The organism is Streptomyces sp. YJ-C3 (assembly GCF_053891275.1).
Genome location: NZ_CM132685.1, coordinates 6,081,010 through 6,102,730, shown reverse-complemented (window position 1 = coordinate 6,102,730; position 21,721 = coordinate 6,081,010). Strand labels below are relative to the sequence as shown.

The window sequence follows — 21,721 nt, the reverse complement described above, 5'->3', positions numbered from 1 at the left end:
CACCGCATCCGTGTACGCACCCGAGCACACCCTGGAGACTGACGACGATGGCCGACCGGGTCACGGTGATCGGCTGGGACGGCTCTCCGCCGACCGCGGCGGCCCGCTCCGCCCTCGGCGCGGCCACCCTCGTGGCCGGAGCCGCCCACCACCTGGCACTGCCCGAGGTACCCGCACGCGCCGAGCGGATCCGGCTGGGCAGCGTGGAACTCGCCGCCCGCCGCATCACCGGACACCGCGGGACCGCGGTGGTCCTCGCCGACGGCGACCCCGGCTTCTTCGGCGTCGTCCGCACCCTGCGCGCCCCGCAGTACGGCCTCGAGGTCGAGGTCGTACCCGCCGTCTCCTCCGTCGCCCAGGCCTTCGCCCGCGCCGGCATGCCTTGGGACGACGCCCAGGTCGTCGTCGCCCACCGCCGCACCCTGCGCCGCGCGGTGAACGTGTGCCGCGCCCACACCAAGGTCGCCGTCCTCACCTCGCCCGGCGCGGGCCCCGCCGAACTCGGCCTCCTCCTCGAAGGCGTCCACCGCACCTTCGTCATCTGCGAGGAACTCGGCACCGACCGCGAACAGGTCACCGTCGTCACCTCCGACAAGGCCGCCGACCACACGTGGCGCGACCCGAACGTCGTCATCGTCATCGGCGGCCCGGTCACCGTCGGCGCCCCGGAGACCGGCGGCTGGCTGGCCGGCGGTGACCCCGACGCCGTGCCCCGGGGCTGGGCGCTGCCCGCCGCCGAGTACGCGGGCCCCTTCGGCGAGGGCGAGACCGAACAACTGCGCGCGGCCCAACTCGCCCGCCTGGGCCCGAGGGCCGGCGACCTCGTCTGGGACATCGGCTGCGGCAGCGGCGCGTTCACGGCCGAGACCGGCCGGTTCGGCGCCGCCGTCATCGCCGTCGACCGGGACGCCGACGCCTGCGCCCGCACGCTCGCGACGGCCCGCCGCTTCGGCGTGCAGGCCCAGATCGTGCACGGCACCGCCCCGCACGTCCTCGAGGACCTGCCCGAGCCCGACGTCGTACGCGTCGGCGGCGGGGGAGCGGCGGTCGTCTCGGCCGTCGCCGACCGGCGGCCCGCACGCATCGTCACGCACGCCGCGACACGCGACGCCGCCGAACTCATCGGCCGGAACCTGACGGAGCACGGGTACGACGTCGAGTGCGCCCTCCTGCAATCCGTCGAACTGGACACTCGCGCCTGGACGGAGAAGGAGCGGACCGTGGGGTTCCTGCTGTCCGGGCGGCTCCCGGACCGCCACCCGTGACCCTGACGGCCCAACGCGCGCGGTAGGCTGGCCGATCGTTGTACCGCACCTGGACATCCGACGGTTCATCGGCCAATGTCCGGGAAACGCACCACTTTTGGAGCTTGTGTGGTACGGCAACGACCGGGGGACGCGCAACGTGGCGCAGTCCACAGAAGGCCGTGCCCGATCCAGGTGTCACGGTCGCGATCCGGCCAGGACAATGCCTGTTGTCCGGGGCGGATCGTGCCGCGCGGCGCGCGTGCTCGTTCTTCATGACGGGCGGACGACGCGTCGCTCCGGTCAGCGGCTCAGCAGGGGCTCGCATCTCCGGCGGTCGGCCGGGAGCGGCCAGGAAGTTCTCATCGATGGGCGAGGGGTAGGCATGACCGACACCGGTCAGGTTCCGGGCGAAGGGCTGCCGGAGAACGCAGGCGCGGTGGGACAGCCGGGCGTTCCCGCCCCGGGTGCGTACACCTACCTCGATCCCGCCGACGCCACCGTCGAGGACGACGAGATGCTCCTGATGCCGGGCTCCCAGGGGGCCTGGGGCGAGCCGCAGGCCGCGATGCCCGCGCCGCAGCAGCACCCGCAGGCGCCCGTCGCGCACGAGCCGGGCCCGCACGAGATGGCCGGCCGCGACAGCGGTCACCACGACCTGGGCCCGATGCACGCGCCCGCCCCCGCCCCGGTCAGCCAGGGCCCGGGCCGGCGCCCGCTGCACATGGGCCCGCCCACGCCGGAGACCGGCGGCAGCCCCGTGCGCTCGCTGGCCGACCGCGGCCCCGCGCAGGCGACCCCGCCCCACCCGATGCCGGTGCGCCAGGCGGGCCCGCCCACCACCGGTCCCGAGTACCTCGACATCCCGCCGCAGGGCGCCGCCCCGTGGCAGCCCGCCGAGGCCGCGCAGCCGCAGCCCGAGCAGGCGATGCCGTCGGCACCCGCAGAAACGGTCGTCCCGGAGCCGGTGGGGGCGTTCTACGCCGAGCCCGTCCCGCAGCACCCGCACACGCCCGCCGGCGCGCAGGAGTTCGTGCCCGCCGCCGAGCCCACGCCGGTCGCCGCCTACGCGGGCCAGACAGACCAGTTGGGCCAGTCGGGCCAGTCGGGCCAGTACGCCGCCGCGCACGAGCCCCAGCAGTACGACTTCCCGCAGCAGACCCCGCCCGAGCAGCCCCTCGGCCAGTTCGTGCCCGTCGAGGGCACGGTGCCCACGACGCCGCACCTGGCACCGACGCCGCCGCAGGCCATGGTCGTCCCGCCGCTGCCCGAGCCGACGCCGGAGACCGCCGAGGTCCCCGAGCCCGCGGAGCTGCCCGAGGCCTCCCAGGAGCAGGTCGCGCCTGCCGCCGAGCAGCCGCCGGTCGCGGAGCCCGTGGCCGAGCCGGTCGCGGAGCCGATCGCCGAGCAGCCGGTCGAGCAGCCCGTCGAACCGGTCGCCGAGCCCCTGCCGCTCCCGGCCGAGGAGCCCGCTCCCGTCGAGCCCCCGGTGCAGGAGACACAGCAGCCCGAGGTCCAGCCCGCCGAGGTCCCGGCCGCCGAGACCCCCACCGTCGAGCCGGTTGCCGAGCAGCCCGCCGAGGCCGTCGTGCCCGCGCCCCGCGACGGCGACCCCGCCGTGACCCCCGAGCCCGAGTTCTTCGACGAGCCCGAGCTGATCGAGGTCGCCCCGGAGCCCGCGACGGAGACGGAGCCCCAGCAGACGCCGGCCGCCGACGCGCACCCCGAGGCCGAGCCGGAGCAGCTGCCCGAGCCCGGATTCGACGACGCCGAGCCGAGCGCCGCGGCCGCCCCCGGCTACGACGACGCCGAGCGCGAGGCCGTCCTGCGTGTCATGCGCGAGCGCCGCGACATCCGCAACGGCTTCCGCGGCGACCCCATCCCGCACGAGGTCCTGCTCCGCGTCCTGGAGGCCGCCCACACGGCGCCGTCCGTCGGCCACTCCCAGCCCTGGGACTTCGTCGTCATCCGTTCCGCCGAGACCCGGCGCACGATGCACGAGCTGGCCATGCGGCAGAAGGACGCGTACGCCAAGTCGCTGCCCAAGGGCCGGGCGAAGCAGTTCAAGGAACTGAAGATCGAGGCCATCCTCGACACCCCGGTGAACATCGTGGTCACCGCCGACCCGACCCGCGGCGGCCGCCACACCCTGGGCCGCCACACCCAGCCGCAGATGGCCCCCTACTCCTCCGCGCTCGCGGTCGAGAACCTGTGGCTCGCCGCCCGCGCCGAGGGCCTCGGCGTCGGCTGGGTCAGCTTCTTCGACGAGCGCGAGATGGTCCGCACCCTGGGCCTGCCCGAGCACCTCGAGGTCGTCGCGTACCTGTGCGTCGGGTACGTCGACGAGTTCCCGGAGGAGCCCGAGCTGATGCAGGCGGGCTGGTCCAAGCGCCGCCCCCTGTCCTGGGTCGTGCACGAGGAGACGTACGGCCGCCGCGCGCTGCCCGGCGAGGACCCGCACGACCTGCTCGCCGAGACCGTCTCCAACATCCGCCCGCTGGACGCCAAGGCGCTCGGCGAGGCGTGGGAGCGGCAGAAGCGCATGACGAAGCCCGCGGGCGCGCTCGGCATGCTGGAGATCATCTCCGCGCAGCTGTCCGGCCTCTCCCGGATGTGCCCGCCGCCGATCCCGGAGCCCGCGGCCGTCGCGATCTTCGCGGGCGACCACGGCGTCCACGCCCAGGGCGTCACCCCCTGGCCGCAGGAGGTCACCGGCCAGATGGTCGCCAACTTCCTGGGCGGCGGCGCGGTCTGCAACGCGTTCGCGAACCAGGTCGGCGCCGAGGTCTGCGTCATCGACGTGGGCGTCGCCTCCGAACTCCCGGCCACGCCCGGCCTGCTGCCCCGCAAGGTCCGCGCCGGCACCGCCGACATGACGGCCGGTCCCGCCCTGACCCGCGAAGAGGTCAAGGCCGCCATCGAGGTCGGCATCGAGACCGCCCGCGACCTGGTCGCCGCCGGCAACAAGGCGCTGCTGACCGGCGAGATGGGCATCGCCAACACCACCGCGTCGGCCGCCCTGATCTCCGTCTACACCGAGGTCGAGCCGGCCGAGGTCACCGGCCGCGGCACCGGCATCAACGACGAGACCCACGCCCGCAAGATCGAGGTCGTGCGCCGCGCCCTCGACGTGCACCGGCCCGACCCGGCGGACCCGATCGGCGTCCTCGCGGCGGTCGGCGGCCTGGAGCACGCCGCGATGGTCGGCCTGCTGCTCGGAGGTGCCTCGCTGCGTACGCCGGTGATCCTGGACGGCGTCAGCGCCGGCGCGGCCGCCCTGGTCGCCCGCGCCATCGCCCCCGAGGTGCTGGCCGCCTGCATCGCGGGCCACCGCAGCGCCGAGCCCGGCCACGTCGCCGCGCTCAACAAGCTGGGCCTGCGCCCGCTGGTCGACCTCGACCTGCGGCTCGGCGAGGGCACCGGCGCCCTGCTGGCCCTGCCGATCGTGCAGAGCGCGGCCCGCGCGATGCACGAGGTCGCCACGTTCGACTCCGCGGGCGTCACCGAGAAGTAGCCGGTATGTGGACGTGGGGGCGCCGAGCCGAGGCGCCCCCACGTAGTCTGACCTGCACATAGCCGGGGTGCTCCAGAGCCGTAGCCCCCTCACCGCCCGCCCGAGGAGCAGCGCCCCATGCCCGCCGCACAGCACCCCGCCTACCCGGTAGGACTCCGCCTCACCGGCCGCAAGACCGTCGTCATCGGCGGCGGCCAGGTCGCCCAGCGCCGTCTCCCGGCTCTCATCGCGGCCGGCGCGGACCTCACCCTGATCTCCCCCTCGGCGACCCCCTCCGTGGAGGCCATGGCGGACGCGGGCGAACTGACCTGGGTCAGGCGCCGCTACGAGCGGGGCGACCTCGAAGGCGCCTGGTACGTGCTCGTCGCCACCGGCGACCGCACCGCGAACGAGCAGGCCTCCGCCGAGGCGGAAGAGGCCCGCGTCTGGTGCGTCCGCTCCGACGACGCCGAGGCGGCCACCGCCTGGACCCCGGCCACCGGCCGCACCGAGGGCGTCACCGTCGCGGTGCTGTCCACCGAGGCCGCCGACCGCGACCCGCGCCGCACCGCCGCCGTCCGCGACGCCCTCGTGGAGGCCCTGCGCGACGGCACCGTCACCGCCGAGCGGACCCGCACCCCGGGCGTCGCCCTGGTCGGCGGCGGCCCCGGCGACCCGGACCTGATCACCGTGCGTGGCCGCCGCCTCCTCGCCGAGGCCGACGTCGTCATCGCCGACCGCCTCGGCCCGCGCGACCTCCTCGACGAGCTTCCGCCGCACGTCGAGGTCATCGACGCCGCGAAGATCCCGTACGGGCGCTTCATGGCCCAGGAAGCGATCAACAACGCGCTGATAGAGCACGCCAAGCAGGGCAAGGCCGTCGTCCGGCTCAAGGGCGGCGACCCGTTCGTCTTCGGCCGGGGCATGGAGGAGGCCCAGGCGCTGGCCGCCGAAGGCATCCCGGTCACCGTCGTCCCCGGCATCTCCAGCTCGATCTCGGTCCCCGGCGCGGCCGGCATCCCGGTCACCCACCGCGGTGTCGCCCACGAGTTCACCGTGGTCAGCGGCCATGTGGCACCGGACGACGAGCGCTCCCTGGTCGACTGGGCCTCGCTCGCCAAGCTGACCGGCACCCTCGTCATCCTCATGGGCGTCGACAAGATCGGGAAGATCGCCGAGGCGCTGGTCGACCACGGCAAGGCCCCCGACACCCCGGTCGCGCTGGTCCAGGAAGGCACCACCGCCGCCCAGCGCCGGGTCGACGCGACGCTCGCCACGGTCGGCGAAACGGTGATCGCGCAGGGCGTGAAGCCCCCGGCGGTCATCGTCGTCGGCGACGTGGTGCGCGAGGGCCCCGAACGTAACCAGCGGTAACCGAACTCGCCCCGAGCCGTTGGCACCACTCCCAGGACAAGGCAGTATCACCCTGTGGCCGATCTCATCACCATCGAAGACCCCGAGGACCCGCGCCTGCGCGACTACACGGGCCTGACCGACGTCGAACTGCGCCGCAAGCGGGAGCCGGCCGAGGGCCTGTTCATCGCCGAGGGCGAGAAGGTGATCCGGCGCGCCAAGCAGGCGGGCTACGAGATGCGCTCGATGCTGCTGTCCGCGAAGTGGGTCGACGTCATGCGCGACGTCATCGACGAGGTGCCCGCCCCGGTCTACGCCGTCGCCCCCGACCTCGCCGAACAGGTCACGGGCTACCACGTGCACCGCGGCGCCCTCGCCTCCATGCAGCGCAAGCCGCTGCCGACGTCCGACGACCTCCTCGCCACCGCCCGCCGCGTCGTGATCATGGAGTCGGTCAACGACCACACCAACATCGGGGCGATCTTCCGCTCGGCCGCCGCCCTCGGCATGGACGCGGTCCTGCTCTCACCCGACTGCGCGGACCCGCTCTACCGCCGCTCGGTGAAGGTCTCCATGGGCGCGGTCTTCTCCGTGCCGTACGCACGCCTGGAGGCCTGGCCCAAGTCGCTGCAGACCGTCCGGGAGGCGGGCTTCAACCTGCTCGCGCTCACCCCGGCCGAGAAGGCCAAGTCCCTGGACGAGGTGGCCCCGCACCGCATGGACCGCGTCGCGCTCATGCTCGGCGCGGAGGGCGAGGGCCTGTCGACCAAGGCGCTCATGGCGGCCGACGAATGGGTCCGCATCCCCATGGCCCACGGCGTCGACTCGCTCAACGTGGGCGCGGCGGCCGCCGTCGCGTTCTACGCGGTGGCCACGGGCCGACCCGAACTCTGAATCAGTCCGCCGCGGGCGGCAGCGAGCGGTCGGCGACCGCCGTCGTCCGCGGTACGCCACTGTCACCGAGCCCGCGCGAAGGCCCCTGGCAGCCTTGCGCCGCCGCGATGGCCAGCGCCACGAGCAGCGTCACCACCACGAACACGAACAGCCGCTGCCGCAGCAGCCGCGGATTGGCCGGCCGCAGTTTCTTGCCCGCGCCCGTCCCGTTCGTCCGCGAAGCCGGGCGCCCCGCACCACTGCGCGGAGCGGGCCTGTTCCCGGACCGGGACGGGGTGGAGCGCGGCCCGGAACCGCCCCCCGTCCGGCCGTTGCCCGTCCGCGACGCGGGCGTGCCCGACTGCGTACGCCGCTGGGTGCGCTGCTCCACGTAACTGTCCGAGAGCCGTCCCGTGGGCCGGTCCGTGTCGGAGGAACGCGGCGCAGGCGGCCGCGCCTCGCCCAGGCCCTGGGCCTCGCGGGCGGCGATCTCCTTGAGCCGCAGCGACAGTTGCAGCGTGCTGGGCCGCTCCTCGGGGTCCTTGGCGAGACACGCGCGCAGCAGCGGCGCCAGCGCGTCCGGCACCCCGTGCAGCTGTGCCTCCTCGTGCACCACGCGGTAGAGCATGACCTCGGAACTGCCGTGCCCGAAGGGCGAGTCACCCATCGCCGTGTACGCGAGGGTGGCCCCGAGGGCGAACACATCCGTGGCCGGCGTGACGGCCGCGCCGCGCACCTGCTCGGGGGCGAGGAACCCGGGGGAGCCCACCGCGGTCCCCACATGGGTCAGCGTCGAGGCGCCGGTGGCCCACGCGATCCCGAAGTCGATGATCCGCGGCCCCTTCGGGGACAGCAGGATGTTCGACGGCTTGAGGTCCCGGTGGACGACCCCGGCCTCGTGCACGGCGACGAGCCCCTCGGACAGCGCGGCCCCGACGGCGGCCACGTCGGACGCCGCCAGCGGCCCCTCCTCGGCGACCTTGTCGTGCAGGGAGGGACCGGGCACGTACTGCGTCGCGAACCACGGCCGGTCCGCCTCCAGGTCGGCGGCGACCAGCCGCGCGGTGCACCCGCCACGGATCCGGCGCGCGGCGGAGACCTCGCGCGCGAAACGCGACCGGAACTCCTGATCCTCCGCCAGATCGGGCCTGATCACCTTGAGGGCGACCCGCTGCCCACGCCGGTCGGAGCCGAGATAGACGACGCCCATCCCGCCCGCTCCGAGCCGTCTGTGAAGCCTGAACGAGCCGACGACGCGCGGGTCCTCGCGCCTCAGGCGCATCATCGCCATGTTCATCCCCGCTGCTGCCCGGTCTCGTCTGACGAGCCACAGCTTACGTTTACGCGGCCGACTGTGTGCTCAGGCCGCGCCCTCACGCCGGATTCGATTGTCAGTGCCGGGTGGGAAACTTGAAAGGTGGTCAGGGAGCGCGGGAACAGGGCGGCTTGAGGCTGCCCCGACTCCCAACGAACCGTCGCAGAAGGGGGATTGGGTCCATGAAGGGTGATCGGGTCGAGATAGTCGTGGACGCCGGGGACACGACGCGGACGTACGAGGTGGTGGCGAGCCGCGCAGGCCGCAGAGTGGAGACCGCGGTGCGCAGGGGGGTCGTGGAAGTGAGCGAAGTCACCCGCTCCGGTTCCGTGGTGCGCACCGCGCGCTTCATGGCGACGCGGGTCCTCGCGCTGGTCGAGCAGCCGGTCCCACGGGAGGAAGCGGCGGAGAAGGCGGCCCGCACGGGCCGTCCCCTCGGGGATGACCCCGAGACCGAGTAGGCCTTCGGGGCCTCGTCTCCACCCAGGGGAGTACATGAGGTGGGGGCGGTCATCCTCCGGGAGGCCCGGCAATCGGTACGAGGGCATGACGTCCCAAGCGGCCGCCGCCCATAGATTTGAGGTCAAGCGGCGGGTGCAGCACTCGTCCCCCGAGGTCAGGCACCCGCCGCTGCAGACAACTCAAGATCCTTCCGGACCTGTCCGGCAGGACCCAGGATTCGACCGGGAGAGGACCATGGCGGACACGACACCGCGGACGGCAGCGTTCCGCAGCACGTGGACCCGCAGGGCCGTGTCTTCGGGCAGCCCCGCGACCGGCCGCCGCCACCCGCTGGTGGCCACGGCCATGGTTCTCCCTCTCGCGGCCCTTCTCGTCGTCGTCTTCGGCGGCTGGGACGCGGTGGTCACACAGGCGTCGTCCGTGGGCGTGATGCTGGGGCGCTGAGCGGCGCTCCCAGGCCCGGAAGAGCGGTCCGGGCGGGGACATCCGGCCATGAAACCCCGTGGGGACGGGGGTGCGGCGGACGGCACAAATGCCGCGTGCAGCTGGGGAGCTGCACGCGGCATTGCTTTTCCCGCACGGCCCGGGCGCGGCCGGACCGGCCCGTAGGCTCGGGGCCGTGACCACGCCCCTCGCGCCCGCGCTCCAGGCCACGGCCCGCGGCACCCTCCACCAGGACCTGGCCTCCTGTGCCTGCGGCGCCGCGACACTGACCGACCGTCCCGACGGCACCGTCGTCCGGCACGGCGACACGGTCGCCAAGGCCCACGCCCCCGACACGGACCCGGCAGCACTGCGCCTGCGCCTCACCGTGGCCGCCCACCCCGCCCTCACCGGCATCCTTCTGCCGCCCCTGCGGGACTCTGCGGCGCCCCTGCACGGCCGTCTCGTCACGTTCTGGCCCCACGGCACCCCCGTCGACCCCGACCATCCGGAGCGCGCCCCCTGGGAAGCCGCCGCCGCCCTCCTGGCCCGCCTCCACACCACCCCCGCCCACCTGCTCCCCGCCGCGCTCCCGCCGATGCGGGGACCGGTCAAAGCGGCCCGCGCCCTGGCCCGGCTGCGCGCCACGGCACCCGGCCACCCCGCCGCCCGGCCCATCGAGCGGGCCTGGGACACACTCCCGCCCTGGGCCCGAGCCGAAGCGCCCTACGACCACGCCCGCGCCCTGTGCCACGGCGATCTCCACCTGGGCCAGTTGGTCCGCCACCCGGCCGGCTCGGGGCCCTGGCTGCTCATCGACGTCGACGACCTCGGCATCGGCGACCCGGCCTGGGACCTGGCCCGCCCGGCGGCCTGGTACGCCTGCGGCCTGCTGCCCGCCGACGCATGGACCCGCTTCCTCACCGCGTACCGGCAGGCCGGCGGCGCCCCGGGACTCAACGCCCCGGACCCCTGGCCGACCCTGGACGTCCCGGCCCGCGCCCTCACTGTGCAGACGGCCGCCCTCGCCGTCACGAAGGCCACCGAGGCCGGCCGCCCGCTCGACGAGGTGGAGGAGGCAGTGGTCGACGCCTGTGACCGAATGGTGCTGGTACCGACACAGTTGGGGCAGGAACGCGCCAAGTAGGGTGCGAGGGACGGAAGCCGGGAAGTCTTCCGGCGAAGCAGTGCCGAACGGCGAGGAGTTGACCCCACCATGCAGTGCCCCAAGTGTCACGCACCGATGCACACGTACAACCGCAATGGCGTCCAGATCGAGCAGTGCAGCGGTTGCCGCGGGATATTCCTCGACTACGGCGAGCTGGAGTCGCTGACCCGCCTCGAGTCGCAGTGGCAGCAGCAGGTTCCACCGGCCCCGCCCGCCCCGCAGGCCTATCCGGCCGCCCCGGCCCCGGCGTGGGGAGCGCCGCACCACGGCGGGCACCACGGCCACCACGGCCACCACAACAAGGGCTTCGGCCGGATGCTCTTCTCCTCCTGAGCACCCGGACACGAAGAAGCCCCCGGTCCGAGGACCGGGGGCTTCTTGCTGGTGCGCGATACTGGGATTGAACCAGTGACCTCTTCCGTGTCAGGGAAGCGCTCTCCCGCTGAGCTAATCGCGCGGGAACGGGCCAGACTCTATCAGGCTCCGCGAGGGGTACTGCCGAGTACTGCGTGATGCTGCGTGCGCGATACTGGGATTGAACCAGTGACCTCTTCCGTGTCAGGGAAGCGCTCTCCCGCTGAGCTAATCGCGCGGGACGGATCGAAGACGAACCGGAGTCCGAAGATCCAGTGCGCGATACTGGGATTGAACCAGTGACCTCTTCCGTGTCAGGGAAGCGCTCTCCCGCTGAGCTAATCGCGCATGGAGGTGGAGACGGGATTTGAACCCGTGTAGACGGCTTTGCAGGCCGTTGCCTCGCCTCTCGGCCACTCCACCAGGAGCGTAGGGGTTCGGGAAGATCCCCCACTTCGAGCGAACGACCGGGTTCGAACCGGCGACCTCAACCTTGGCAAGGTTGCGCTCTACCAACTGAGCTACGTTCGCGTGTGTTTCCGTTTCGCTTCCGCGTCCCGGCGACGTGTTGAACTCTAGCGGATTCCTGGGCCAGCACAAAAACGCGTTTGCGCAGCGTGCTGAGGTGCGGCCACCGAACCGGCATCCCCGCCTCCACTCCAGGTCACCGTCCCGTCACCCGTCCTAGACTCGATGGCGTGATCGACCTCCCCCCGCTCGCCCGCTTCGGTGAACTCGTCGCGACCGGCCTGCGCGATGTGACCAGCGACCCCGCGGCCCTGGACTCCACCGGCTTCTGGGCGGTGGCCGCCGACTTCGAGGGGCGTCTGGTCTGCGCCCGCTTCGCCGACGTACGCAAGGAACCGGTGCCCGCCCCGCGCCCCGGAGCCTGGCGCGGGCCCGCACCGGCGCACTGGTCGTCGTCGCTCGACCACGCCGCGTACACGGAAGGGGTGCGACGGATCCGCGCGCACATCGCGACCGGCGAGGTCTACCAGGCCAACCTCTGCCGCGTCCTGTCCGCGCCGATACCCGCCGACGCGGACGTGGACGCCCTCACCTCCCTCCTCGCACGCGGGAACCCGGCGCCCTACGCGGGCACCATCCGGCTCCCCGGCCACGGAGTGGAGATCGCGACGGCGTCGCCCGAGCTGTTCCTGCGCCGGCAGGGCGGGATCGTCGAGTCCGGGCCCATCAAGGGCACCGGCCGCACCGAGGCGGACCTCCTGGAGAAGGACCACGCCGAGAACGTCATGATCGTGGACCTGGTCCGCAACGACCTGGGCCGCGTCTGCGCCACCGGCACCGTGACCGTCCCGGACCTGTGCGTCGTCGAGAAGCACCCCGGGCTCGTCCACCTGGTGTCGCTGGTGCGCGGCGAGCTGCGCGAGGGGGCCGGCTGGGCCGAACTCCTCGACGCCACGTTCCCGCCCGGTTCCGTGACCGGGGCGCCCAAGTCCAGCGCCCTGCGCATCATCGACGCCCTGGAGACGGCGCCGCGCGGCCCGTACTGCGGCGGCATCGGCTGGGTCGACGCGGACCGGCGCGCCGCGGAACTGGCCGTCGGGATCCGTACGTTCTGGATCGACCGCGGCGACACCGGGGACGTCCTGCGATTCGGCACCGGCGCCGGGATCACCTGGGGCTCCGACCCGGAGGGGGAGTGGCGGGAGACCGAACTGAAGGCGTCGCGGCTGCTCGCGGTAGCGTCGGAAGGGTACGACGGGCAAACGAGCGGTTCGTAGCCCGGGGAAGGCAGAGGGACCTCACGTGAAGATCTGGCTCGACGGCCGGCTGCAGGACACCGAGGAGGCGCGCGTCTCCGTCTTCGACCACGGGCTCACCGTGGGCGACGGCATCTTCGAGACCGTGAAGACGGTCGACGGCAGGCCCTTCGCCCTCACCCGCCACCTCGACCGGCTGGTCCGCTCGGCGCGCGGCCTCGGCCTGCCCGAGCCGGACCTCGACGAGGTGCGCCGCGCCTGCGCCGCCGTCGTCGAGGCCAACCCGATGGCGCTGGGCCGCCTGCGCATCACCTACACCGGAGGCATCTCCCCGCTCGGCTCCGACCGCGGTGACGCGGGCACCACGCTCGTCGTCGCCCTCGGCGGCGTCAACCGGCGGCCCGACAGTACCGCCGTGATCACCGTCCCGTGGACGCGGAACGAGCGCGGTGCTCTCGCCGGCCTGAAGACCACCTCGTACGCGGAGAACGTCGTCGCGCTGGCCCGTGCCCATGAACGCGGCGCCTCCGAGGCCCTGTTCGCGAACACGCTGGGCCGCCTCTGCGAGGGCACGGGCTCGAACGTCTTCGTCGTCCTCGACGGCGAGATCCACACCCCGCCGGTCGCCTCCGGCTGCCTCGCGGGCATCACCCGCGCCCTCGCCGTCGAGTGGACCGGCGCCAAGGAGACCGATCTGCCGCTGTCGGTGCTCGCGGAGGCCGACGAGGTGTTCCTGACCTCGACGCTGCGCGACATCCAGGCCGTGCACCGGATCGACGACCGCGACCTGACGGGCGCCCCCGGCCCGGTCACGGCGAAGGCGATGCAGGTCTGGGACGAGCGGGCCGCAGACCACCTCGACCCGTAAAACGCCTGTCGTCCCCCGGGTACGGGCGGGTAGAACACCCCTGATGACCACGACTCTGCGGCCGACCGAGCCGCTCCAGCGCACGGCCGACGGGTCGCGCTCGCGCCACTACGCGGTGTGCGTGAACAGCCGTCCCGTCGGCACGCTCCACCTCGCCACGCACCCGGTCTTCCGCCCGGCCGTCGCCCAGGTCCTGGATCTGCGGATCGACGAGCCGGACCGGGGCCGCGGCCGCGGCACGGTCGCCGCGCTCGCCGCCGAGGAAGTGGCCCGCTCCTGGAACTGCCGCCGTGTCGAGGCCTCGGTCCCCGCGGACGAGCCCGGCCTGCTCCGGCTCGCGAGCGCCCTCGGCTATGTCGAGCGCAACCGGAACATGGCGAAGACGCTGCCGCGGCGGCCGCCCGAACTGCCCGCGGGCAGCACCGGGCGGCGCATGACGGAAGCCGAGTACGGCCCGTGGCTTGAGCTGGCCAAGGAACGCTACGCGCGCACCGTGATCGAGCGCGGGGCGACGCCCGAGGAGGCCCGCGCGAAGGCCGACCGCGATCACGCGGTTCTGCTGCCCGAAGGCATCGCGACCCCGGACGTGCTGGTCAGCGTCCTGGAGCACGGGGGAGAGACGGTCGGCACCCTGTGGCTGGCCCAGCGCCCCGACGGTGCGTACGTCTACGACGTGGAGATCGCGCCCGACCACCGCGGCCGGGGCCACGGGCGCACCCTGATGCTGCTGGCCGAGGCCGACTCGATCGCCGCGGGCGCCACCCGGATCGGCCTCAACGTGTTCGCGGGCAACACCCCCGCGCTACGCCTGTACGAGTCGCTCGGATACGAGCCGACCCGGCACCACCTGTACAAGCAGCTGCTCTGACCGCTACCGCTGCGGCTGTTCGGCGAGCAGCCGGTCGGCGATCTCCTCGATACGGGCACGCAGGCCGTCCTGGCTCTTGCCGCCGTCGAGGCGCTCGCCCCCGATGACGTACGTCGGCGTGCCCGTCACGCCGATCGCCTTGCCCTCGGCCTGGTCGGCGTCGACGATCAGGATGTGCCGCCCGTCGACCAGCGCGGTGTCGAACTCCTCGGCGTCCAGGCCCAGTTCACGCGCCACCTCGACGAGGAACGGCTCGCCCTCGCGGTCGAACTCCTCGACGCGGCCGAGCACGGCCTCCACAAACGGCCACCCCTTGCCCTGCTCGAACGCCTCCTCGGCGGCCTGCGCACCGGCGAAGGAGTGCTTGTGCTTCTCCAGCGGGAAGTGCCGCAGGCGCAGCTCCAGGCGGTCGCCGTAGCGCTCGCGCAGCGCGCGCACGTCGTCCAGGGCCGAGCGGCAGTCGGGGCACTGCAGCTCGCACCACACGTCAAGAATCGGGTTCGGGGCGTTCATGGGGCCAGTCTCCCAGGCCGGGCCGACCCTCCCCAACCTGGACCTGGGGAGGAGACCTGACCCCGAGATCTCCCTGAGGTCCGTCGGGGCCGTGGCCCGGGGCCGCCCCTGCGGTGCAGGATGGAAGGGGACGGAATGTCCCGCCCGCGACCAGAACGCCCGAGCCCTGGAGGACCGGATGATTGCCGAGACCGTCTGCTCCGCCGCGTCCGTGGCGGGCCTGGGCATCGCCGCGGTCACCGCCTACCGCAAGCGGTTCCTCGCGGCCGCCCGCACCGCCGCGTACGCCCTGGTCCCGCTGGGCCTGGTGATGACCGGCGCGGTCGGCTGGGTCGTGGACACCGCGTTCAGCCCGACCGCGTGGGCCGGCTTCGGTGTGCTCGGCGTGGCCTGGCTGACCTTCATGGGGACCCGTGCCGTCGAGCGGCGCAGCGGCGGCACCCGCAAGGAACGCAAGGCGGCGGCGAAGGCCGCCCGGAGCGGGGCCGTCGCCCCGGCCGCCTCGGCCCCCTCGCTGGGCCCGAGCGCCGGCGCCACGCCCGCCGCCCGGCCGGCCCCGAAGGCCGGCGCGGCCGACGACTTCAGCGACATCGAGGCCATCCTCAAGAAGCACGGCATCTGAGCCAAGGGCCCTTCACGCCAACGAGGTTGACGGGCGACGAGCGGCCCGGCCCGGACGCGATGCCGCAGCCAGGACCCCAACCCCCGTCCCCGCATGGCCTCGTACGTCTGGACGTACGTACGACGTAAACCGCAGTTATCGCGCAGGTGCCCGGATGGAGGGTCACGTAATCCAGCGAACTCCCGCGTAGAACGCGCATGTTGGGCAATCGGCACCCGCAACCTGCGACATCATCTCCGCGAGATGCTGGACACACCGCAGCTGGGCGACCAGCTGGACGCCGACCCGGGGCAGCCGCCGCACAGCGAGCCCGAGCCGCCCACGCCCGCACCACCCGACGCACCACGAGGCTGCCTCTTCGCGCTCTCCCAGCCGCCGCTGATGATCTTCCTGGCGGTGATCGGCTGTCTGCTCATGATGGCCGCGCTGCACGACCTGCTGCTGCTGTGAGGGCGCTCAGCCCGCCGCTTCCTTGCGGCGGGCCCGGTAGGCGGCCACATGCAGCCGGTTCCCGCACGTGCGGCTGTCGCAGTAGCGGCGTGAGCGGTTGCGCGACAGGTCCACGAACGCGTGCCGGCAGTCGGGCGCCTCGCAGCGCCGCAGCCGTTCCTGCTCCCCGGCGACGACGAAGAACGCCAGGGCCATCCCGCAGTCGGCGGCCAGGTGGTCGGCGACGGACGCGCCGGGCGCGAAGTAGTGCACGTGCCAGTCGTAGCCGTCGTGGTCGGTCAGCCGAGGGGTGGTGCCCGCCGCCGCGACCAGATCGTTGATCACCGTGGCCGCGCTGTGCGGATCCGGCACCGCGAACACCTGGGCGAACTGGGCCCGGATCGCGAGGACCGCCTCGAGGTCACGCTCCGCGAGCACGCCCACATCGCTGATCTCGTGCTTTCGTACGAAATCCGCCAACGCCGCCACGGTCGCGAGGCGGTCGGCCGTCGCGGAGTCGTCGTCGCCGTCCGGTGCGGTGTTCACCAGATCGACCACGGCGTCCAGCGCGCACCGGGTGTCGTGGGTGATCAGCACGATTCGCTCCCTGGCCTGGGGGGTCGGGCCTGCGCCCGCCGATGCTGGCCGAGCCTAGCGCCCTTCCGGTGCGGGGGAGCCGCGGGCACGCAACGGCGCCACCGCCGTGGTAGGTCCCACGGCGGCAGCGCCGGTGTCTGCCGTATGCGGTTGTCCTGAACTTGCTGAACCGCGCCGTCTCCCCGAGTGGACGGCGCGAAGGCGCCCTCGTCCCGCTCACGCCGACCGGCTGCCGGCGCGGGCCTCCTGCGCGACTAGCTTTCCGCGAGGATGTGCGAGAGCTCCTGGTCGAGGTCGAAGTGACGGTGCTCCGTGCCCGGGGGCACAGCCGCGTCCGTCCGCTTGAGGAACGACTCCAGGGCCCGTGCCGGGGCCTCGAGGAGAGCTTCGCCCTCGGGGGAGCTCAGGGCGATGCAGACGACGCCCTGGCCATGGCTGCGGGACGGCCAGACTCGGACGTCACCGGTACCGGTCGGCCGGTGGAGGCCTTCGGCGAGGAGGTCGCGGGCGAAAACCCATTCGACGGTTTCCTCCGCTCCGGTGTGGAAGGTGGCGTGCACGGCATACGGATCGGCCGTGTCATACCGCAGTCCTGCGGGTACAGGCAGTGAGGACTCGCTCGACACAACGAGGCGCAGGTGCAGCTCGCAGCTGACCGTGGTGTTCATAAGCGCCAGGGCCTTTCGCTCAGTGTGCGCTCGGGGATTCGCACGTCGGCGAAATCGACATGCCACCTACGGTGCCGTTGTAAACCCCTCTGAGTGTTTTGGGCGCCTTTAGGTAGCTCGTACGGCCGAGTCTTTCTTGTAGGGGAACGGCCATTCCGGTGACGGGAATGAGTCCGGTAGGTTTGGGCCCATGAATACGGGGAGTGACGAGGCGGCCGGCGCGGTCGCCGGTGCCGACGAGACCGCATCCGGGGCCAGGCCGCTGGGCTCGCGAGCGCCGGAGTTCATCCAGGCGCGCAGGACCCTGCACCTGAGCTGGCAGGTCGGCGTCTTCATCGTGGGGCTCGCGGTCGTGGTCGCGGGCATCATCATGCTGCCGCTGCCGGGCCCCGGCTGGCTGGTGATCTTCGGGGGCATGGCGATCTGGGCGACCGAGTTCGTCTGGGCCCAGCTGGTGCTGCGCTGGACGAAGCGCAAGGTCACGGAGGCCACGCAGCGCGCCCTCGACCCCAAGGTGCGCCGGCGGAACATTATCCTGACCACGATCGGCCTGGTCGTCATCGCGGTGCTGGTGGGGGTCTACGTGTGGAAGTTCGGGCTCGAGATGCCCTGGAACATCAAGCAGTGAGCGCGGGGCGCGGGATGGTCTCAGGCACCCCCTGACATGGGGTAATGTTCTTCCTGCGCCCGGGCGATTAGCTCAGTGGGAGAGCGCTTCGTTCACACCGAAGAGGTCACTGGTTCGAACCCAGTATCGCCCACCCGGACCGAGAGCCCCGGAGACATCGAGTCTCCGGGGCTCTCGGCGTTCTCGCGTTCCCGTGCAACGGTTCAGGGGGCCTCGCGCGCCGCACTTTCGAAGCGCTTCGATGCAATTCTTGTCCGAACCGTTGACGCACCCCCGGCTCCTCTCTACTTTGGCCCGGCAAGCGCTTGCCTAAAACGATTCAATGCGTGGGGTGGAGGGGCGAACTGTGCCTACGAACAGGGATCTCGACCGGCGTGGCCTGCTGAAGGTCGCGGGAGGGTCGCTCGCGGCGCTCGGTCTGACGGCGGCCGGCTGCGGCGGCGGGAGCGGGTCGTCCGACGGCCCGGTGACTCTTCGGTACGCATGGTGGGGCGGGGAGCCGCGGGCGATCGCGATCAAGAAGACGATCGCGCTCTTCGAGAAGAAGAACCCGAAAATCAAGATCAAGCCCGAATTCACCGACTACGAGGCCTTCTGGGAGAAGTTCCAGACGCAGGCTTCCGGTGGCAATCCACCGGATGTTTTCCAGAATTCGGTCGCCTTCCTGCGCAAGTACGACAAGCGCGGTGTTCTGATGGATCTCAAGTCCCAGGCGGACGCCGGGAATCTGAGCCTCAAGAACTTCCGCGACGGAGTCCTGACGTCCGGTCAGGTGGACGGCGGAAAGCAGGTCGGGATACCCGTCGGCGCCAACACCATGTCACTGGTCGTCGACCTCAAGGTCTTCAAGAAGGCGGGCGTGGACCCGAAGTTCGGCTGGACCTGGGACGAGTACTGGAAGGCGCTGCAGAAGATCCACGACACCCAGAAGATCGCCGGTGACACCGGCTACTTCGGCGTGATGTACATGTACGACCTGGTCCTCCGTCAGAACGGCAAGGCATTCTTCACCGGGACCGGACTCGGTTTCACCGAAGCGGATCTGACGCAGTGGTGGGAGGACGGCTACCGCCGGGTGAAGTCCGGGCTCGTCGCCGACCCGAACAAGATCGACCAGGTGAAGCCCGCCTCCGGCCTGTCCAAGGGGATCGCCGCCTCCGAGTTCACCTGGGACAACTTCTCCGTCCGGTACGAGGGAGAGGGCGACTCCGACTACGGACTCGTACCGATCCCCACCACGGACGGCCAGCAGACCGGCCAGTACCTGTCCTCGCTGATGCTCAGCGCCTTCAGCGGGACCGAGCACCCCGAGGAAGCCGCCCGGTTCATCGACTTCATGGTCCACGACCCCGAGGTCGGCACGATCATGGGCTACGACCGCGGCATCCTCGCGACCACCGAACAGTTCGAGGCGTACCGGCCGACGGACGCGACCAACAAGGCCGTCGCCGCCTACGAGACGGAGGTCTCCCGGGCCGGCGTGCTCGGCAAGATGACCCCGCAGCCCTCCGGCACCGATGTCGTCGAGGCCGCCTTCCTGCGCATCGGCGGCGAGGTCGCCCACGGCAAGACCAAGCCGGCCGCCGCCGCCCAGCAGTTCTTAGGCGAGGCCAAGGCCGCGTTCGCGGGCTGAGGGGACCTACCGCCATGACCCTCGTCAAGGAAGCGCCCGCACGCCCGGCAGGGAAGCGGCCCGCCGCGCCCCACGCCGGGCGCGGCGGACGGCGCCGCGAGAACCTCGCCGGCTATCTCTTCATGTCCCCGTGGATCGCGGGCTTCGTCCTGCTCACCGCGGGGCCCATGATCGCCTCGCTGTACTACGCCTTCACCAGCTACAACCTGTTCACGCCCCCGCGGTGGGTCGGCCTGGACAACTTCACCACCATGTTCCAGGACCCGCGCTGGCAGAAGTCGGTGCAGGTGACCCTGAAGTACGTCGTGGTGGCCACCCCGCTGAAACTGCTGCTCGCGCTCGGTGTGGCGCTGCTGCTCGCGCAGAAGAGGCGCGGCCAGAGCCTGTACCGGGCCGCGTTCTACCTGCCCTCGCTCATCGGCGCAAGTGTGTCCGTCGGCTTCGTATGGCGGGCACTGTTCTCCGACGACGCCGTCGTGGACCGTACGCAGAGCATTCTCGGCCTGGACGTGGGCGGCTGGATCGGCAACCCGGACTACGTGCTCTACGCCCTGGCCGCCCTGAGCATCTGGCAGTTCGGCGCACCCATGGTCATCTTCCTCGCCGGGCTCAAGCAGGTCCCGCAGGAACTGTACGAGGCCGCCGAGATGGACGGGGCCGGACCGCTGCGCCGGTTCTGGAACGTCACGCTGCCGATGATCTCCCCGGTGCTCTTCTTCAACGTCCTGCTGGAGTCGATCCACGCGTTCCAGGTCTTCGGGTCCGCGTACGTCGTCTCCAACACACAGTGCGGGCCGGCCGACGCCACGCTCGTCTACACCTGCTACCTCTACCAAAAGGGCTTCAAGGAGTCCCAGATGGGCTTCGCCTCCGCGATGGCCTGGACGCTCGTGATCGCGGTGGCGCTCGTCACGGCGGTCCTGTTCTGGTCGCAGAAGAAGTGGGTGCACTACGACGACAGCACGGAGGCCGCCAAGTGACCAGTGCCACCAGCCCTGTCGTGCGCACCCCGAGCGAGCGCCGGCGCACCGGCTCCGCCGTCTGGCACGTCGGCGCGCTCGTCGTCCTCGCGGTCGTCCTCTACCCGGTGATCTGGGTGCTCGGCGCGTCCTTCAAGCCGAGCAAGGACATCGTCGGGAGCCTCGACCTGTTCCCCGCGAGCCCGGTCCTCGCGAACTTCTCCGGGCTCGCCGACGGCATCTCCGGCATCTCGATCAGCAGCTTCTTCGTCAACTCGCTGACCTACGCGGTCCTCGCCGTGACCGGCGTCGTGCTCTCCAGCTCGCTGACCGCGTACGCCTTCGCCAAGATCCGCTTCGCCGGACGGAACCTGCTGTTCACGCTGATGATCGGCACCCTGCTGCTGCCGTACCACGTCCTGCTCATCCCGCAGTACGTGATGTTCCGCAAGCTCGGCTACATCGACACCTTCGTGCCGCTCGTCGCCGGAAAGTTCCTGGCCACGGAGGCGTTCTTCGTCTTCCTGATGGTCCAGTTCATGCGCGGCCTGCCCAGGGAACTCGACGAGGCCGCCAAGCTCGACGGCTGCGGACACCTGCGGACCTACTGGTCCATCGTGCTGCCCCTGAGCCGCCCCGCGATCATCACCAGCGCCATCTTCACCTTCATCAACGCGTGGAACGACTTCATGGGGCCGCTCATCTACCTCAACAGCCCTGACAAATACACCGTCTCGCTCGGCCTGATGATGTTCCGGGACCAGGAAGGCATCTCCAACTACGGCGGCCAGATCGCGATGTCCCTGGTCGCCCTGATCCCCGTCATCGCGTTCTTCGCCGCCTTCCAGCGGTATCTGATCGACGGCATGGCGACCTCGGGACTCAAAGGATGAGCCACACCCGTACGCCCTCGAAGCCACCGTTCACCGAGTCGCGCCGGCGCGTCCGGTTCGGCGTCTTCGCCGAGTGCCTGCTGACCGGGGTGTGGATCGCGCTCGCGTCCGTGCCCGTCGTCACCGCGCCGGCCGCGTTCGCCGCAGGGTCCCGGCACCTGCGCCGGTATCTGGGCCAACAGAGCGGCGGCCGAAGGGAGTTCGTGGCCGACCTCCGCGTCGCCGCCCGGCGCGGATGGCTCGTCGGACTCGCCGGGGCCGCGGCCTGCGCCACCGTCCGGATCGATCTGGAGGTCGCACACACCGGACTCCCCGGCGGCCGGCTCGCCGCCGCCGTGGGCGTCCTCGCCCTGCTCGGCGCCGCCGTGACCGTCCTGCGCGCCGCCGCCGTCTGGGAACCCGGAGCGCACTGGCGGCCCCTGCTCGGCGCCGCCGCCCGGCGCACCGTCCGGGCCCCCGCCGGATCGCTGCTGCTCGTGTGCGGCCTCGCGGTCGTGGTCCTGTGCGCCGGGTTCCTCGCCCCGCTCGCCGTACCGGCGCTCGGCGTCCTCGCCGCGGCGGCCGTCGCCGTCGAGGAGCGCGGCCGGGCCCGCTGAACCCCCGCACCCCGCTCGACCCCCTTCTCGTACAGCAC

The 21,721-nt window shown here is 72.1% G+C and carries 22 protein-coding genes and 6 tRNA genes; 19 read left to right on the top strand and 9 right to left on the bottom strand.

Annotated elements, in window-relative coordinates; all coding sequences use genetic code 11:
• Positions 1-47: 47 nt before the first annotated feature.
• From cbiE to ACVHNB_RS27300, 4 genes are all read left to right on the top strand, one after another.
• Positions 48-1,265, top strand: coding sequence for a precorrin-6y C5,15-methyltransferase (decarboxylating) subunit CbiE (gene cbiE / locus ACVHNB_RS27315; RefSeq protein ID WP_456226128.1), 1,218 nt, complete (start codon positions 48-50; stop codon positions 1,263-1,265).
• A 364-nt stretch (positions 1,266-1,629) separates the two neighbouring features.
• Positions 1,630-4,758: a nicotinate-nucleotide--dimethylbenzimidazole phosphoribosyltransferase gene (gene cobT / locus ACVHNB_RS27310; protein ID WP_456226127.1), complete on the top strand. Its 3,129-nt coding sequence runs from the start codon at positions 1,630-1,632 to the stop codon at positions 4,756-4,758.
• Between the two features lie 117 nt (positions 4,759-4,875).
• Positions 4,876-6,111: a uroporphyrinogen-III C-methyltransferase gene (gene cobA / locus ACVHNB_RS27305; RefSeq protein WP_456226126.1), complete on the top strand. Its 1,236-nt coding sequence runs from the start codon at positions 4,876-4,878 to the stop codon at positions 6,109-6,111.
• A 54-nt stretch (positions 6,112-6,165) separates the two neighbouring features.
• The gene (locus ACVHNB_RS27300) at positions 6,166-6,984 is read left to right on the top strand and encodes a TrmH family RNA methyltransferase (RefSeq protein WP_428955905.1); all 819 of its coding nucleotides are present in this window, start codon (positions 6,166-6,168) and stop codon (positions 6,982-6,984) included.
• A 1-nt stretch (position 6,985) separates the two neighbouring features.
• Here ACVHNB_RS27300 and ACVHNB_RS27295 read toward each other — a convergent pair whose 3' ends face one another.
• A complete protein-coding gene (locus tag ACVHNB_RS27295; RefSeq protein ID WP_428955906.1) occupies positions 6,986-8,260 on the bottom strand; it encodes a serine/threonine-protein kinase in 1,275 nt (424 codons plus the stop codon).
• A gap of 200 nt (positions 8,261-8,460) precedes the next feature.
• Between ACVHNB_RS27295 and ACVHNB_RS27290 the strand changes: the two genes are divergently transcribed.
• From ACVHNB_RS27290 to ACVHNB_RS27275, 4 genes are all read left to right on the top strand, one after another.
• Entirely contained in the window at positions 8,461-8,739 is a 279-nt protein-coding gene (locus ACVHNB_RS27290) for a hypothetical protein (RefSeq protein ID WP_428955907.1), read from the top strand.
• Positions 8,740-8,974: 235 nt separating this feature from the next.
• A complete protein-coding gene (locus ACVHNB_RS27285; RefSeq protein ID WP_456226125.1) occupies positions 8,975-9,184 on the top strand; it encodes a hypothetical protein in 210 nt (69 codons plus the stop codon).
• A gap of 175 nt (positions 9,185-9,359) precedes the next feature.
• The gene (locus ACVHNB_RS27280) at positions 9,360-10,310 is read left to right on the top strand and encodes a phosphotransferase (RefSeq protein WP_428955909.1); all 951 of its coding nucleotides are present in this window, start codon (positions 9,360-9,362) and stop codon (positions 10,308-10,310) included.
• Positions 10,311-10,379: 69 nt separating this feature from the next.
• Entirely contained in the window at positions 10,380-10,664 is a 285-nt protein-coding gene (locus ACVHNB_RS27275) for a TFIIB-type zinc ribbon-containing protein (RefSeq protein ID WP_372351958.1), read from the top strand.
• 49 nt (positions 10,665-10,713) lie between these two features.
• Here ACVHNB_RS27275 and ACVHNB_RS27270 read toward each other — a convergent pair.
• The 5 genes from ACVHNB_RS27270 to ACVHNB_RS27250 all read right to left on the bottom strand — a co-directional run bounded on the left by ACVHNB_RS27270 (position 10,714) and on the right by ACVHNB_RS27250 (position 11,216).
• Positions 10,714-10,788, bottom strand: a tRNA-Val gene (locus tag ACVHNB_RS27270).
• 63 nt (positions 10,789-10,851) lie between these two features.
• Positions 10,852-10,923: transfer RNA gene (locus ACVHNB_RS27265), tRNA-Val, on the bottom strand.
• A gap of 38 nt (positions 10,924-10,961) precedes the next feature.
• A tRNA-Val gene (locus ACVHNB_RS27260) sits at positions 10,962-11,033 on the bottom strand.
• Position 11,034: 1 nt separating this feature from the next.
• Positions 11,035-11,108 (bottom strand) — tRNA-Cys (locus ACVHNB_RS27255).
• 35 nt (positions 11,109-11,143) lie between these two features.
• A tRNA-Gly gene (locus ACVHNB_RS27250) sits at positions 11,144-11,216 on the bottom strand.
• Positions 11,217-11,383: 167 nt separating this feature from the next.
• Here ACVHNB_RS27250 and ACVHNB_RS27245 point away from each other — a divergent pair.
• Genes ACVHNB_RS27245 through ACVHNB_RS27235 form a run of 3 tightly spaced genes read left to right on the top strand, consistent with a single transcriptional unit; the run spans position 11,384 to position 14,145 of the window.
• Positions 11,384-12,430, top strand: coding sequence for a chorismate-binding protein (locus ACVHNB_RS27245; protein WP_456226124.1), 1,047 nt, complete (start codon positions 11,384-11,386; stop codon positions 12,428-12,430).
• Positions 12,431-12,455: 25 nt separating this feature from the next.
• Positions 12,456-13,277 carry an aminotransferase class IV gene (locus tag ACVHNB_RS27240; RefSeq protein WP_428955911.1) on the top strand — a complete coding sequence of 274 codons (822 nt, stop codon included), beginning with the start codon at positions 12,456-12,458 and terminating at the stop codon, positions 13,275-13,277.
• A gap of 43 nt (positions 13,278-13,320) precedes the next feature.
• On the top strand, positions 13,321-14,145 hold the full coding sequence (locus ACVHNB_RS27235) for a GNAT family N-acetyltransferase (RefSeq protein ID WP_456226123.1): 825 nt from the start codon (positions 13,321-13,323) through the stop codon (positions 14,143-14,145).
• Positions 14,146-14,148: 3 nt separating this feature from the next.
• Here the strand turns inward: ACVHNB_RS27235 and ACVHNB_RS27230 are convergent, their stop codons facing one another.
• A complete protein-coding gene (locus ACVHNB_RS27230; protein ID WP_428955913.1) occupies positions 14,149-14,658 on the bottom strand; it encodes a DsbA family protein in 510 nt (169 codons plus the stop codon).
• 178 nt (positions 14,659-14,836) lie between these two features.
• Here ACVHNB_RS27230 and ACVHNB_RS27225 point away from each other — a divergent pair, with 178 nt between their 5' ends.
• Positions 14,837-15,280 (top strand): hypothetical protein, encoded by a 444-nt coding sequence (locus ACVHNB_RS27225; RefSeq protein WP_456226122.1) that lies wholly within the window; start codon positions 14,837-14,839, stop codon positions 15,278-15,280.
• Between the two features lie 243 nt (positions 15,281-15,523).
• On the top strand, positions 15,524-15,730 hold the full coding sequence (locus ACVHNB_RS27220) for a hypothetical protein (RefSeq protein ID WP_428955915.1): 207 nt from the start codon (positions 15,524-15,526) through the stop codon (positions 15,728-15,730).
• A 6-nt stretch (positions 15,731-15,736) separates the two neighbouring features.
• Here ACVHNB_RS27220 and ACVHNB_RS27215 read toward each other — a convergent pair whose 3' ends face one another.
• Together ACVHNB_RS27215 and ACVHNB_RS27210 are read right to left on the bottom strand one after the other, a co-directional pair.
• Positions 15,737-16,306, bottom strand: coding sequence for a CGNR zinc finger domain-containing protein (locus tag ACVHNB_RS27215; protein WP_428955916.1), 570 nt, complete (start codon positions 16,304-16,306; stop codon positions 15,737-15,739).
• A gap of 254 nt (positions 16,307-16,560) precedes the next feature.
• Complete coding sequence (locus tag ACVHNB_RS27210) at positions 16,561-16,974, bottom strand: SsgA family sporulation/cell division regulator (RefSeq protein ID WP_004002642.1); 414 nt, start codon at positions 16,972-16,974, stop codon at positions 16,561-16,563.
• A gap of 190 nt (positions 16,975-17,164) precedes the next feature.
• Between ACVHNB_RS27210 and ACVHNB_RS27205 the strand changes: the two genes are divergently transcribed.
• The 6 genes from ACVHNB_RS27205 to ACVHNB_RS27180 all read left to right on the top strand — a co-directional run bounded on the left by ACVHNB_RS27205 (position 17,165) and on the right by ACVHNB_RS27180 (position 21,683).
• The gene (locus ACVHNB_RS27205; protein ID WP_428955917.1) at positions 17,165-17,602 is read left to right on the top strand and encodes a TIGR02611 family protein; all 438 of its coding nucleotides are present in this window, start codon (positions 17,165-17,167) and stop codon (positions 17,600-17,602) included.
• Positions 17,603-17,663: 61 nt separating this feature from the next.
• Positions 17,664-17,735 (top strand) — tRNA-Val (locus tag ACVHNB_RS27200).
• 213 nt (positions 17,736-17,948) lie between these two features.
• Positions 17,949-19,235 carry an ABC transporter substrate-binding protein gene (locus ACVHNB_RS27195; RefSeq protein ID WP_456226121.1) on the top strand — a complete coding sequence of 429 codons (1,287 nt, stop codon included), beginning with the start codon at positions 17,949-17,951 and terminating at the stop codon, positions 19,233-19,235.
• A 14-nt stretch (positions 19,236-19,249) separates the two neighbouring features.
• The gene (locus ACVHNB_RS27190) at positions 19,250-20,215 is read left to right on the top strand and encodes a carbohydrate ABC transporter permease (protein WP_428955919.1); all 966 of its coding nucleotides are present in this window, start codon (positions 19,250-19,252) and stop codon (positions 20,213-20,215) included.
• The gene (locus ACVHNB_RS27185) at positions 20,212-21,087 is read left to right on the top strand and encodes a carbohydrate ABC transporter permease (RefSeq protein ID WP_428955920.1); all 876 of its coding nucleotides are present in this window, start codon (positions 20,212-20,214) and stop codon (positions 21,085-21,087) included. Before ACVHNB_RS27190 ends, ACVHNB_RS27185 begins: the two co-directional genes overlap by 4 nt.
• Positions 21,084-21,683, top strand: coding sequence for a hypothetical protein (locus ACVHNB_RS27180; protein ID WP_456226120.1), 600 nt, complete (start codon positions 21,084-21,086; stop codon positions 21,681-21,683). The genes ACVHNB_RS27185 and ACVHNB_RS27180 overlap by 4 nt, the downstream gene beginning before the upstream one ends.
• Positions 21,684-21,721: the final 38 nt, after the last annotated feature.

What these genes read in the sequence shown, in the direction of transcription:
- cobA (WP_456226126.1), top strand. Translation starts at nt 4,876, where the DNA reads ATGCCCGCCGCACAGCACCCCGCCTACCCGGTAGGACTCCGCCTCACC.
- ACVHNB_RS27275 (WP_372351958.1), top strand. Translation starts at nt 10,380, where the DNA reads ATGCAGTGCCCCAAGTGTCACGCACCGATGCACACGTACAACCGCAAT.
- ACVHNB_RS27230 (WP_428955913.1), bottom strand. Translation starts at nt 14,658, where the DNA reads ATGAACGCCCCGAACCCGATTCTTGACGTGTGGTGCGAGCTGCAGTGC.
- ACVHNB_RS27285 (WP_456226125.1), top strand. Translation starts at nt 8,975, where the DNA reads ATGGCGGACACGACACCGCGGACGGCAGCGTTCCGCAGCACGTGGACC.
- ACVHNB_RS27205 (WP_428955917.1), top strand. Translation starts at nt 17,165, where the DNA reads ATGAATACGGGGAGTGACGAGGCGGCCGGCGCGGTCGCCGGTGCCGAC.
- ACVHNB_RS27235 (WP_456226123.1), top strand. Translation starts at nt 13,321, where the DNA reads ATGACCACGACTCTGCGGCCGACCGAGCCGCTCCAGCGCACGGCCGAC.
- ACVHNB_RS27225 (WP_456226122.1), top strand. Translation starts at nt 14,837, where the DNA reads ATGATTGCCGAGACCGTCTGCTCCGCCGCGTCCGTGGCGGGCCTGGGC.
- ACVHNB_RS27290 (WP_428955907.1), top strand. Translation starts at nt 8,461, where the DNA reads ATGAAGGGTGATCGGGTCGAGATAGTCGTGGACGCCGGGGACACGACG.
- ACVHNB_RS27180 (WP_456226120.1), top strand. Translation starts at nt 21,084, where the DNA reads ATGAGCCACACCCGTACGCCCTCGAAGCCACCGTTCACCGAGTCGCGC.
- ACVHNB_RS27210 (WP_004002642.1), bottom strand. Translation starts at nt 16,974, where the DNA reads ATGAACACCACGGTCAGCTGCGAGCTGCACCTGCGCCTCGTTGTGTCG.
- ACVHNB_RS27220 (WP_428955915.1), top strand. Translation starts at nt 15,524, where the DNA reads ATGCTGGACACACCGCAGCTGGGCGACCAGCTGGACGCCGACCCGGGG.
- cobT (WP_456226127.1), top strand. Translation starts at nt 1,630, where the DNA reads ATGACCGACACCGGTCAGGTTCCGGGCGAAGGGCTGCCGGAGAACGCA.
- cbiE (WP_456226128.1), top strand. Translation starts at nt 48, where the DNA reads ATGGCCGACCGGGTCACGGTGATCGGCTGGGACGGCTCTCCGCCGACC.
- ACVHNB_RS27190 (WP_428955919.1), top strand. Translation starts at nt 19,250, where the DNA reads ATGACCCTCGTCAAGGAAGCGCCCGCACGCCCGGCAGGGAAGCGGCCC.
- ACVHNB_RS27295 (WP_428955906.1), bottom strand. Translation starts at nt 8,260, where the DNA reads ATGAACATGGCGATGATGCGCCTGAGGCGCGAGGACCCGCGCGTCGTC.